The following is a 13,929-nucleotide window of genomic DNA, read 5'->3' as shown; positions in this document are numbered from 1 at the left end:
ACGCGCCTCGGCCGGACGAATACGGAAGCAGAGCTTCTCAAGAGTGCGTTCCCAAATGGAAATTTGGGAACGAGGAAAGAGCGGAATTCCTCGTTACGAAGTTTCCACTTCGTAACGGGCTCTTGAAAAGCTCCGCTTTGTACATTCACGACGCGCCTCGGCCAGACCAATACCGAAGCAGAGCTTCTCAAGAGCGCGTTCCCAAATGGAAATTTGGGAACGAGGGAAACTGCGCACGGTGTACGAACGATAGAGGAATTTTGGATTTTGGATTTTGGATTTTGGATTAAATTCATGCAAACGCATCGCCACACACACCAATCCGGGCGCACGCGCGCAACCAGCGGTACGCGGGACCGATCGCGGAATCCTGGTTTGGGAAGTTGGAGTTCGACTCGCAGCGGCGATACGCCGCCCCAGGACCGCATGGTCGAGCGCGCCCCGCATCCGTCGTTCAATCCAAAATCCAAAATCCAAAATCCAAAATTCCTCGCCGCCGTTCTCATGTTCCTGTTCGTCTCCGTTGTTGCGTTTGCGCAGACGCCCGCGAGCGTGCTGGTCGCGTGCACGGGCGGCGTAAACTGCCCCACGGGCGGCCACAACTCGCCGTACACGGACCTGCAGGAAGCCATCGACGACGCCGTCGCCGATGCGATCGCGCTCGATCAACAGGTATTGCTGCTCGTCGTCGGCGGGCCGTGGGTCGGCAACTTCACCATTCCAGCGGACGCAAACGTCCGCATCCTCGGCCTTCAGTTCAACGCGCAGCAAATCGTAACGATTGTCAACAACTCCGCTACGCCGACAGGCGGCACCTTCACGCTTTCGTTTACGAATCCGAGTACGGGCGCCACCGCCACGACGACGGATCTTGACTTCGACGCCACCGCCGCCGAAGTCCAGGCCGCGCTCGAAGCGCTCACGACGATTGGCGCGGGCAACGTCGCCGTCACCGGTCCCGACGGCGGACCATACACAGTCGATTTCAGCGTCGGCGTGTTCGCGGGCGTCGTCGTTCCGCTGCTCGTCGGCGACGAAACTAACCTTACCCCCGCGGGGACGTTTTTGTTCGTGGCCACCGCCGACGGCGCGTTCAACACGGTAATTCAAGGTACCGGCCCCGCTTCCGGCGCTGTTTTGACGATCGACGGTTCGACGGACGCAGACCGCGACGCGGGCTTCGCGCGCGACAGGTTGATTATCGAAGGCCTCACCTTCGAGAACGGCTCGCAGGGCATTCGCGTCAACGGCGGCAACTTCACCGATCCCGCCGACAAGATTGAGCCCGTGCTGAACCGGCTCTACATCCGCGAGAACGGCGACGGCACGTCCGCGGACAGCGCGGGCGTGTTGGTCGAAGGCGCGGCCAGCCCGCTCATCGTCAATTGCAGCGTTTCCGACAACGACGGCGACGGCGTGCGCGTGGTGGATGGCGCGGCGCCCGATCTTGCGTTCGCGGACATCCTCCACTCCACGATCGTGCTCAACAGCGACAACGGCGTGTTCGTCGGTGCCGGCAACAACGCGCGCGTGCGCAACACGATTGCGTATCTCAACGGCACCGGCACCGGCGAAGGCGGCCTCGTGTGGGAAGACAATCCGTTCATCGATCCCGATTTCGGGCCGTTGGACGGGTTGATTACCGGAGTAGGCACGCCGATTCCGGTCACCATCAGTGGGAACAATCTTTCTGACGGCACGAATCCAACAGAGGTGTTCTTCGGTCCCACTGGCAATGCCGGGGCGCGCACGGTCGATCTAACACCCGATCCAACAGGCCTTGTCGTCGATCTGCCTCCCGCGTACAATGGCATTCCCGGACCCGTAGATGTCACGATTCGTCGCGGAGACGGCTTCGAGATTGTTGTTCCAAACGGCTTCCTGTACACCGGGGAACAAAACGGCCCGAATCCGATCCCGCAAGTGTGGCAGGTCGATCCCGGTTGGGGTCCCGTGGACGACGCGACGACCACAGGCGTTGATGAGAGCGTGATCGATGTGTACGTGCTCGGTGCGTTTTTCGAACGCGATTGCTCGGTGTTCTTCGATCTCGACGACGACGACGTACTCGAAGTGAATGAAATCTCGCCGCGCGTGCAATGGCTGTCGCCCGGCAGGCTGTTCGTGCGCGTGCCGTCCACAACCACGCCGAACAAGGTCGACGTGTGGGTGCGCAACAACACGACTGGCGCGGTGTCGCCGCTCGGCCCGCTCGAAGAATACGAGTACCGTGCCGGGTTCGACACCGAAGGCCCGCAGATATCTTCGATCGTCCCCGACCGCATCGACACGACGGCCGGCTCCGGAAACAGCACCGACTCCGATGTATTGCCCGACATCTTCGGCGCGAACTTTGTCGCCGGCGCAATCGTGACGATCGGCGGCATCGTCTGCCCATACGACACGTTCGCGACAAACCGCCTAACGGATATCACCATACCCGTCTCCGAATTCGGCGGCGGCGGCGTGTACGACGTCGAAGTGATCAATCCCGACGGACGGAAAGACATTCTTCCGCGCGGGTTCACCTACTTCCCGATGAGCACGCCCGGCCTCGACCTCCTGCCGTGGCGCGTGTCGAATTTCATCGAGCGCGGCGTGGGAGGGACGCGCGATCTGCTCGGGCACGGCCTGGACTTTAATGTTGACCTGATTGCGGACCCGGCAGTCGTGAACAACACCTTTGCAACGATCCAGCCCGTCGCGCAACGGATTATCACGTTTGGATATCCCGCCGATACGAACCTGCTAGGACTGGCTGCCGGTCTGTCCGAAGTCGACATCGACGTCATGAACGCTGCTACACGAGCGGGCAATCCGTTCGCCGCGCCCGTGGCATCGACGGTTCTCGTCTACACCGAGCCGCGCGCAACGCAGGTCGCGCCCGCCGGCGGAGCGGTGTACTTCCAGATCAACTCCGTCACCATCACCACCGTCGGCGCAACCGACACAATTCAGTTGGACATCGAAAACTACCGCGCGCAATACGATATCTTTGTGGGCGAAACGCAAGTGCTTCCCGCGGACATCACGCTGATTCTTGCTCCGAATCCGCCGGTGAATTTTAACGGCATCATTTCGTTCCCCGCGCCAACGCAGCCGGAAGGCGTGTTCGGGCCGGTGGACATTCGCGTCGTCAGCCCGAACGGTACCGGCGAAAATCTAACCTCTCAGGACCTGTACTTCATCGCGGAGGACGCATACAGCTATCGCCGCGCGGGCACGGACGAATTCCCGCAGGTCTCCGCCGTCACGCCGAACACCGTGCCCGACAACGGCACCGGTGAAGTCCAGATTTCGGGACAGAACTTTATCGGCCCGGTCGGCATCGGCGTGTTCACGCGCGCATGGATCGATGGCGACGGCAATTTCGCGACCGCCGCCGATAACATCGATCTCAGCGCCCTTGCAACCGGATACGCGATCGACTCGGTTTCGCAAATCAGTTTCACCAACTTTGATCTGGACGCTGCAGATCCTACGGCGACATTGATTCCACGCGACGCGCCTATCGATATCGTCGTCGAACAATTCGATGCGATTAACGGCGTCGTGCTCGTAGACGCCAGTGGCGTGCCGCTGCGTTCGCGGCTCATCGGCGCAATTACGTTCCGCGACGCAGTCGCCGCGCCGACGATTACCTCCGTCACGCCGCCGGATGGACCGGTGAGCGGCAGCGACAATGGTGTCATCCCCGTTCAGATTATTGGCACGAATTTCGGTGCAACCGAGCCTATCGTGCTCTTTGGAAGTTCGCAGGCAAATGTTGTTGGTTTCACAGCGACGACAATTGACGTTGAACTGCCGTCCGCGCCAAACGGTTTGCCCGGCATATACGACGTGACCGTCATCCGCACCGCCGATCAGATTGTGGCATCGCTCGTGGACGGCTTCACGTACTACATGGACGGCGTGCCGATTGTCACGCAGCTTTCGCCGAACCACACGTTCTTCGATCCCGCGGCGCCGCCCGCGACGCCCACCACGATCTTTGTGACGATATACGGGTACAACTTCGACGACGACGTACGCATCACGTTTGAGGATCCCTCCGGCGGCGAGTTGTTCCAGCTCGATACGAACACGAACGCCGATCGCGTCGACGTGTTGTCGCCGTACGAGATCGTCGTGCAAATCACCACCGACGATCTCGACACAATACTGGATGGGACCGAATACGCCCTCGACCTGGCGACGCTCGACGTCACCGTGCAGAACAAGGCGGACGTCTACGATCCGAATTCCGTCGATCCAACCAACGCGGCGAATGCGGTATCCCTCACCAGCGGAGTCGTCAACTTCTTCGTATACCGCGACACGCGCGGTGATGTGATCGTCGACATACCCGAGTTGCTGTACAACGACGTGTTTGGCAACAACCAGGACGACTACATCAACGTCGCGCCCGGCGCGGGCAGCATCTCGATCAACCCGGTGATTCTATTGACGCCGTGGATCGGCAAGTTGCTGCCGGACAGCGTGTCGCACCCGCTGTTGAGCACCGCGGGCCCGTTCACGGAAGACCCCTACACGCTGACGGATTTCGAACTCGAGCAGCGCCCGCAGGGGTCCGGCGCGGAAATCGGCGCGGACGAAATTATCGAGATCGACGAGCTTGGCATTTGTTCGTGGTACTATGCGCGTGTCACGCCGAGCCCGGTGGGCGTCACGCCCGCGAACCAACTGCTTGTCGAGGTCCAGTTCACCGGCAACTGCGGCGGCGCGCCCTTCATCGTGCCGCAGGGCGGCAACCCGGCTGATCCGGCGGACCGCATCGATCTGACGCTGTACCAGAACCCGGGCGCGGGCTACTACCTCTACACCAACACCGACGCGATCACGACCATGCTCGACGATCGCGACGGCAGCAATGATCCGAGCGTGGGCGACCTCATCGCGGACGGACACGCCGCCGTGTTCATGCAGCGCGGCACGGAAATCATTGGCGACGAAGATTCCGGCGACGAGTTTAGCGAAGGCGGGATCATCGTCGATCAAGCGATTATCGGCCGTCACTTCCTGATCGATACCGTGCCGCCGCGCATAAACCTCGCGGCATACGGCCCGGACGGGCTTATCAGCCTGGCGGATTTGTACACGCCCACGGTCGTTCTCGGCAGCACCGACAACATCACGGCCCAGGATATCGCTGCGCTAACACATCCTGCGGGATTCCCACCGGCCACGATTTACCGGCCATCCATTCTTCCGCCGCCGAACGCCGCCTACTGGCCTGCGGACGACGGCGTGATCGCGTTCCGCGCGCCCGGCGCGGCGCCGGGCCGTGGGTTGCAGGTGTTCTTCAACCGCGGCAGCATCTCGAATCCCGATCCAATCCCGCCGGGCAGCGTGCTCGCGGGCGCAACGCTGGACGATCTCGTCATCGAGATTCAGTTTATCGACCCGCCGGTCACGGACCCCGAAGATTTGTCGCCCAACCCGTATTTCACCGGCACCGCCATCCCGGGCCTCGACTTCTTCACCGGCGCAACGACGCGCCAGGTGGCGGGCTTCCCGCTGCCGAATCCGGACCCGCTTACCGAAGCGTCCGGGGGCGCCCCCGCGGACAATATCCTCCTGCAAGGGTGGGGGCGCTGGTTCCCGGATTCGACCGTTGCCCTCACAAACGGCGTAGCGAAGACGGCGGTGTTTGTTGTGGGCGGCACCGGTGCCAACGTCGGCGTGTTCGACCCGACACTCGTGCCGGGTGACTCGGTTCCCGACCCCGTCGATCCCGAGCGAACCGACAACGACACCATGATCGTCACGTGGACGATCAACGACCTTGTCCCGCCGCCCAGCCAGGCGTGGCGCGTCGACGCGCGGTTTGTCGGCGAAGACCTCGCGTTCAATGCGACGACCAACACTGCGAGCAATGCGGGCGCGGCAATGTACTACGAGACGCTGTTCGATCCGCTGCAACTGTGGTGGATGTACGACGTATCGAGCCTGTTAACCGGCGGCCCGTCGAATTGCGAGGCCGAAGCCGCGCCGTACTTCAACGTCAGCCTCATCGGTCAGCGCCCGAACGTGACCGGCCAGCCCGTGCCGCTGTTCACGTACAACTTGTACGTGAGCGCGACCTGCGCCGGCCCCTACGTCGATTCGGGTGTTGGCTGGTCGGCGTGGCGCCCCGGCCCTGTCATTGACGTGCTCGCGGACCTGCGCGCCGTGCTCACGCCCGCGCAACTCGCCACGCTCAACAACCAGCACATGATGATCGTCGTGCTCGGCGCCGACGAAGCGGGCAACCTCGAACCGTTGCTCTTCGACCCGACCACAGTGGACGGCAGCACGCTCAACGTGCCCAACGCACGCACGTTCCTATTTACCGATCGCCAACCGGCGGACACCGCGGTCGGCCTCGAGCTCTGGTACGACCTAAACAATAACGGCATCATTGACGGCGGCGAACCGACCTTCGGCGACAGCCCGATCGTGCCGTACAACCCGGCGCTCAAAGCGCGTTACGCCGTGTCCGTGAACTCAATTGGCTCGGCGATTGGGCCATTTAACGTGTCGTGGACATTCCACGAGGACGGAGTTCAGACAACCCAGAGCCCACCGGGGCCGCTGGTTGGCCCATTCGTATCCAACTCAGACGTCATCCCGGTCGTGACGCCGGGCCCGTCTACCGGTGTCTTTATCAATCCCCTAAATCCAAATACGCTTGGACGGCTTGGCCGGCCCGATGCCGCGGTGACGTATCTGTTCACCGCCGCCGCTTTCTACAACGATGCCGGCACAGATATCTTCGATCCGACACCCGCGTCCGCCTACTTTGTGGTCGTGCCCGCGGGCGTGGGCGATTATGTGATGTCCGAGGAGGACGCAAACAAACAACCGATCAAGGAGCAAGGCCGCGAGTAAGCGTTTGGTGAAGCACAGTTGAATCAAGCCAGTGTCAACGTAAAGTCTTGCGCTACACGGGCGGATTGCGGTTTAATAGACGTACAAGGTTCATCGAGAACGGTCTACAGCGGACGCGCGGCTTACGCCGCGCATCGTAATCGGGGTGTGGGAGCGAACTCGTGACTACGATTGGGCGCTTAGCAGCGTGGACTGCGCTCGTGCTCGTGGTGTATGCCGCGGCGCTCGTTCCCGGCTGCAAGGGCGGCGACGAAGTCTACGACACCGAGATCGTCGTCAACACCGCGCCCCAACAGGGCGCCGAACTGAAACTCAACGGCCAGGTGTACGGCGTTACACCGAGACCGGTCAGAGGGCTGCCTCCCGGTCCGGTGTTTGTTGACGTTTCCCTCGCCGGCTTCAAGCGCGCGTACGACACGTACAAAGTCCCCGAGTCCGGCTCCGCAACGTTTACGATCACCATGGAACGCATGGTCGGCGATGTCACAATCCAGTCCGAGCCGACTCGCGCGGCCGTGTATCTCAAAGACGGGACCCCGCTCGGCGTGACGCCAATCACCGGACTGAAACTTCCGGAAGGCATCCACGAGATCGAAGTGCGGCACGAGAAGTACGAACCGCTGACGGAGAAGATCGTGGTCCGCGCGGATTACAAGTACAGCAAGTTATTTACGTTGAAGGCGCGGGAGAGCCGGATCGAGGTGTTCTCAACGCCGAGCAGCGCGAACATCTATCTCAACAACGCGCTGCAAAACGAAAAGACGCCGGCCCGCATCCCCATCACGCCCGGCACGTACACCGTGGGCGTGTACAAGGGCGGGTATATCATGGAAGAAGTCGTCGTGAACGTCGAGCCCGCGTCCGACGCGAACGTGAGCGTGATTCTCAAGGAAGGCGAAGTGCCCATGGGCATGGTGCTGGTGCCCGGCGGTGATTTCATCATGGGTACCGACGATAAATCGCCCGACGAACGTCCGAAACGGACCTTGAACATTGAATCGTTCTACATAGACAAATACGAAGTGACCAACGCCCAGTTCAAAGAAGTGTTTGCTTCGCACACGTTTCCGAAAGGACAGGAAGAGTATCCTGTGCTGGACGTAACGTGGGAGGAAGCGACAGCGTACGCGAAACAGGTCGGCAAGCGGCTGCCGACCGAGGAGGAATGGGAAAAAGCGGCGCGTGGAACGGACGGACGAGAGTATCCGTGGGGCGACCTGTGGAACCCGGAACTCGCAAATGTGAACGCTGGACAGTTGAATCCAAAGGCGCTCCCGGTGGGCAAGCTCATCGGTGGCGCATCCCCCTACGGCTGCATGGACATGGCGGGAAACGCCTACGAGTGGACATCGAGTTGGTACCAGCGGTACAAAGGGAATGAAGACATTGTCAAGGAATACGGCCAAGTCTTTCGGGTTCTGCGGGGAGGCTCGTTTAGAAAAGACCCGTTTGACGCCCGTTGCGTTCGGCGGTCATACGACTTGAACACGAATCGGCGGGAAGACTACGGTTTTCGCTGCGCGGCGGATGTTGCGCCGCCGGGCGGACCGCCACGACGATAAGGTATGTGTTGTGCCGAAAATTCTTGTCAACAGGATTTTATTATTGACAGGGAGTCGGATGTTTACTACAATAACTTGTAAAGGGTTACGGGGTCTGGGAAGTTCGGCGATAGTTCAGAATTCGCCAGGGGTGAAGGCGCATTCGGCGTTGGTAGCGGGGTCACCGTCGTCGCTCACTCTTTCTCGGACGTATGCCGTAACAATGCGGTGATCCTATGGCAAAGCTGAAGCGCGGAAAGTCCAAGCGATTGGTGCTCGATCTTGGTTCGAGCGCGGTGCGTCTGTGCGAGCTCACGCCGACCAAGGCGGGTTACCAACTCACGAAATACTACCAACGTGAATTCCCCATCGATCCCTCGATGGAAGAAGACGCGCAACGCGAAGCGCGAAAGACGACGATCCTTGCGCTCCTCAAAGAGGCGAAAGTTCGCCCGAAGAAGACGGTGTTCGGCGTACCCGGCCAATCCGTTTTCACGCGCACGCGCACGCTGCCCCCGGTACCGGAATACAAAGTCACGCAGATCGTCCGCTACGAAATCCAACAGCAGATTCCGTTCCAGCTCGATCAGATTGCGTATGACTACCAGGTGCTTCAGCGCACGGAAGCCGGCGGCTACGATGTGCTCATGGCCGCAATCAAGGTCGATGTCGTCGAGAAGCGGCTCGAAACGATCAAGGACATCAAACGCCAGGTCGACATTGTCGACGTGTGCCCGCTCGCCGCGTACAACTGGCTGAAGTTCACGAAGGAATTTGGCGAAGCGGGCGAGTGCGTCGCACTGATCGACCTTGGCGCATCCACGACCGATATCGTCATCGAGCGCGACAACCAGTTCCGGTTTACGCGCAGCCTGAATCTCGGCGGAAACGACGTCACCTCGGCGATCGCCGCCGAATTCGGCATGGCGTGGCCGCAGGCCGAAAAGCTCAAGCGCGAGAAAGGCTTCGCGCCCACGGGCGATCCCGCGCGCGACGGCAAGGGCGGCGAAGTCATCGGCCGCGTGCTGAACCGGCTCGTGTCCGAAATCAACCGCTCCTTCGCGTATTTCCGCTCGCAGCCCGGCGGCGGCCCGGTAAACCGGATTATCGTCACGGGCGGCGGCGCCTGCCTGCGCAATATGATTCCATACCTGCAACGCCAGTTGGGTATCGAAGTGCGGATTGCGCAGCCCTTGGCGGGGCTTGCGATCGCGCCGGGCGCGCAAGAAGTGAACGAACACCCCGAGCAGGCCGCGACGGCGATGGGTCTGGCGCTGCGCTGCTGCGAACAGGTAAGCATCGGAATCAACCTGATTCCGCCGCGCATTCTCGAATCGGCGCGCCGCCGCGAAGCAGGCGTGTATTGGCTGCTGTCCGTCGCGACGCTCGTCCTTATCATGCTCACTATCGTTCCGGCGATGGCGCAGCAAAACAAGCTCGTGCAGGACAAGATTGAGATCGCCAAACGCGAGATAGCCACGTTCGACCCCGCGCTCCCCTTCCAACCGGGGCCGCCAACCGGGTGGAACTCACCCTTCGAGACGCAGCTCAACGCGCAGATGTCCGAGATTCAGGGCTACATCCAGAGAGTCACCATGCTGGATGAACGGCTCAAGAACCGCCGCCAATGGCTTAACGATCTCCTCGCGGTAAACGATGCGCGGCCGCGCGGCAAACTGTTGCTCATCAATCGAATGGAAACATCGTTTGTGGCGCCTCCCGGTAACGCACCGGGCGCCCCAGCCGGCGTCGGCGCGCCCCGAGGCGGCGGCGGTGGCGGGGGAACCCCCAGCGCACTCAGTCAATTCGCACAAAGTCAGGGCATCGGACAGGGCGGGCCGGCCGGTACGGCGGATGACGATTCGTTCGAGTACACCCCGAGTCAGACCGAGATTTCCCAACCGGACCTGTGGTCGAGTTCGGGATTCGAAGGCATTGTGTCGGTTTCCGGCGGCGCGACGACCGGAGATTCGCTGGTGGCGAGTGCTGAAGCACCCGTGCCGTGGGCTTACAACGGCTTCATTATCACTGGATTTGCACAGGATATCCCGACGATCGAGGAATTCAAGCAGAATCTCGAGACCTGCGGCCGGTTTGTTGTAAACGGCAGTCCCATGGTCTACTTTGACCAGCGGTTTACCGACCCGAAGCCATTCGAAATCCTCGACAATGCCGGGCAAATGGCCGGCGCCCAGGTCGGCGGCGGCGGAGGATTTGCCGCCGGCGGTTCGGACGATGACGACGACGACCGGCGCCGGCGTGGCGGTGGCCGTATGCAGAACTTGGCCACGGCAAACGCCAATTCCGCGGTGGGACTCAACCTCGCGGGCTCGCAATGGGGCGCCTACGGCACGATATTGTCGTTCCGGATCGACCTTCAGTTCCGGGGTGACCTGACCGCGATGCCGGGCCAGCTTGCAGGCACCGCCCCTGCGGGGCGCGGCAGCGCCAGTATGCGAATGAGAGACCGGAAAGCGGATTAACATGCGGCGCGAACAGATCATAGCCATCGTGGTCGTGCTACTCCTCGCGGGTAGCGCGGGGGCCGGGTATCAATTCTACTTCCGCCCTGCGCTCGAGAAATTTGCCGCGGACCAAACATACCTCGAGGGCCTCAACACAAAATTGCAGACGCTCAAACGAACGTTCCCGTCCGGCAGACCGGAAGCTGCGGTGCAGCTCGTCGCCGAGAAGACCCAACCGTGGCACGACACGCTCGAGCAGCGCGCGCGGCAATTCACAATCCGCGATTTCAAAAAACTCGATCCGCTGCCTAAGACCCTCGTCTTGCGGGCGTACTACGACCAGATGGCCCAAAAAATGGCGACGGACCTGGCGACGGAGCTCGCGATTAAAGGGGTCTACTACAATCCGAATATCAGCTTCTATTTCGGCGCGGCCCGGCCCGGAACGCTCGCCGGAAAATCCGTCAACGAACTGCAGGTTATCCACTGGCTGTCGTCCATCAAGCTCGGCACCTCGATCATGCGCATGCTGGTCGATTCGGACATGCTGGGCATCGAGAACCTGCGGTTGTGGACTCCGCGCACGACCGCCGAGGGTTTCGAGTCGTATGCCGTCGGCGTTTCGATGTGGATGACCATGGACCAGTTCTGCAAGTTTCTCGAAAAACTGCACGGCGACGAGACGATGTGCATCCGGGTGAACGGGTTCCGCATGACCAATACCTCGCTGCGAGCCTACGTCGACCCGCCGCTACGCATCGAACTCGTTTTCGAGATCGATGTATACAACTATGTACCCCAACCTCCCGCCGCTGTCGGAGCGGGAGCGGCAGGGGCGCCGGCAACCGGCGCGAACGCCGCCATGCAACAACTGCGCGCGCAACGAGCGGGGGCGGCAGCCCCGAAGCCCCAGGCGTCGACGAGCTGGTGGCGCAAATGGTTACCCCTATAATGCAAGTGATCGAATGATAGAGTACCTCACGCGATGAACGACATAACGTCAAAGCTCCGCAAGGCGGGAATTTGGGCATGGCACCAAAAGGAGAAGGTGTTCCTCGGCGCCTTGCTCATCGTGCTGTGCTTCCGCGTATGGGTCGTACTTCGTCCTGCCGATGCAAGCGTCGATTCGCCGATCCCAAAACCTCCGGTGACCGGGCAGAAACCGCCTGTCGGCGGCCCCCCGGCCCCTCCAGGCCAAACGCGGATGGCCGCGAACGATGTGCCCGACCCGCCGCCTCGGCCGGTGACCGAGCGCGCGGATGACTACAGGCCCCTCGTGCGCCAGAATCCGTTCACGATTTACAGCATACTGCTCGATAATACCGGCACGCAGGACGCCGAAGGCGACTCAATCGACGTTACACTGAACAACATAATGAAGTGGAGCGACGGCGCCTATCGCGCGGAATTGACGACGAAAGTGACCGGCAAATCCAAGCGGTACAAAGAGGGCGAAGTCTTCGAGAACTACAAGCTGATGTCGATCGATGCGGCCAATAAGACCGTGACCATTTACTCGAGCGCCCATGATAAGACGTTCGAGCTCAAGATGCCGGGAAGTTAGGGGACCGAAATGCGTTGTGTGGGGATGCGAGTTCGTTTATACTCGTTCCGAATTGCGGGAGGATTGAAATGCTCAATAGTTTACGGTTGAAGCGGTTGACCACCGCCGCATGCCTAATTGCCGTCTGCTTGACAGCCGGAACGGGGGTGTTCGCCGCCCGGGCCGCCGAGCAAGCGCCCGAGCCGGCAGCGGGCACAGCCGGGCTGTCCCAGGCGGAACAGCTTTACCGGGAAGGCGTCACGCTGTACAGCAAGGAAATGTACCGCGAAGCGCAGAGCGCCTTCACCCGCGCGCTGGCCCTCGAACCCGATCACGAACTCGCCAAAGACATGCTGAAGAAGTGCGAGGGAAAAATCGAAATGGTCAGCGCCGGCGAAAGCCCCAGCGCCGTCCAAAGTTTCGATACACTCGACCCGGAAACGATACCCGCGGCGGGCGACGGCGGCGTTCCCAAGACGGCTGATGACATCAAGTACGAGCGTACGAAGAAGCTCATCACCGACGGTCAGTTCTATCTCGAAAACAAGAAGTACGGGAAGGCCAAGGAGCTGTTCGAGCAGGTCCTGCTCATCGATCCGGGTAACAAGACGGCCAAGCGCCTATTGGGCGAAGCGACCGTAGGCGCCTACGGCGACGACATCAACGCCGCGTGGCAGCAGCGCAAGATCGACACCGAGAAGATTCGTCTCGGTATCGAGAAGCGCAAGAACCTCCCCGAAGGTTCCGACGACATCGGCATCAAGGAACCGCCGCTGTACGTCCCCGTGGAAGAGGAAACGTACCGGGAGGAGCGCGAGCTCTCCGTTATCGAAAAAGCGCTCGACGCCCCGGTATCCATCGAGTTCGACAACACGCACATTGGCCGTATCGTCGAATTCGTGGCGGATTTCGTCAGCATTAACATTGTCGTCGACGCGCGCGTCGTGGCGCCTCCTCGGCCCGCGGCGCCCGCCGGACTGCCTGGCGCTCCGGGAGTTCCCGGCGCGGCGCCGTTTCCCGGCGCAGCCCCCGGTGCGTTCCCCGGCGCGGCCCCCGGCGCGTTAGTTCCACCTGGCGCGGCGGACGACCGTTTTGCGGGATTGAACGCCCTCTCGGCTGCGCGCGGCGCTGGTACCGTCGGCGCGCCGGGAGTTGTCCCGGGTACGACCGGGGCCCTCACGCCGCAGCTTACCGGCGAGCAGGCAACGGACGGGTATGTCCCGTACGTCAAGCTTGAAGACGTACCGTTGCGCGACGCGTTGAAAGCGCTCTTGCGACCCCTCAATTTGTCGTACAGCATCCAACCGAGCTTCTTGTGGATTAGCACGGCGGAAAAGATTCGCACCGAAACGTTTGAAGACCTCGAAACGCGCATCTACGAACTCCGCAATGCCGGCGCTGAAACACTCTTCAAGATCGTGGTTCAAAACCCAGGCGGCGGACTTCAAGGCGGCGGCGGCTTCGGCGGCGGCGGCCTTGGCGGCGGCGGCTTCGGCGGCGGCGGCCTTGG

The 13,929-nt window shown here is 61.4% G+C and carries 6 protein-coding genes; all 6 read left to right on the top strand.

Features of this window, described 5'->3' with window-relative positions; translation table 11 throughout:
* The first annotated feature begins 294 nt into the window (after positions 1-294).
* A complete protein-coding gene (locus HUU46_22585) occupies positions 295-6,870 on the top strand; it encodes an IPT/TIG domain-containing protein (protein ID NUM56435.1) in 6,576 nt (2,191 codons plus the stop codon).
* 161 nt (positions 6,871-7,031) lie between these two features.
* Complete coding sequence (locus HUU46_22580) at positions 7,032-8,432, top strand: SUMF1/EgtB/PvdO family nonheme iron enzyme (GenBank protein NUM56434.1); 1,401 nt, start codon at positions 7,032-7,034, stop codon at positions 8,430-8,432.
* A gap of 215 nt (positions 8,433-8,647) precedes the next feature.
* A complete protein-coding gene (gene pilM / locus HUU46_22575; GenBank protein ID NUM56433.1) occupies positions 8,648-10,894 on the top strand; it encodes a type IV pilus assembly protein PilM in 2,247 nt (748 codons plus the stop codon).
* A 1-nt stretch (position 10,895) separates the two neighbouring features.
* Entirely contained in the window at positions 10,896-11,828 is a 933-nt protein-coding gene (locus HUU46_22570) for a hypothetical protein (protein NUM56432.1), read from the top strand.
* Positions 11,829-11,861: 33 nt separating this feature from the next.
* Positions 11,862-12,440 carry a hypothetical protein gene (locus HUU46_22565; protein ID NUM56431.1) on the top strand — a complete coding sequence of 193 codons (579 nt, stop codon included), beginning with the start codon at positions 11,862-11,864 and terminating at the stop codon, positions 12,438-12,440.
* 68 nt (positions 12,441-12,508) lie between these two features.
* Positions 12,509-13,929: tetratricopeptide repeat protein (locus HUU46_22560; protein NUM56430.1), on the top strand; the 1,421-nt coding region annotated here is incomplete at its 3' end.

The sequence above is a fragment of the Candidatus Hydrogenedentota bacterium genome (assembly GCA_013359265.1).
Taxonomy (GTDB): Bacteria; Hydrogenedentota; Hydrogenedentia; order Hydrogenedentales; family SLHB01; genus JABWCD01.
This window is presented reverse-complemented; position numbering and strand designations above follow the sequence as displayed.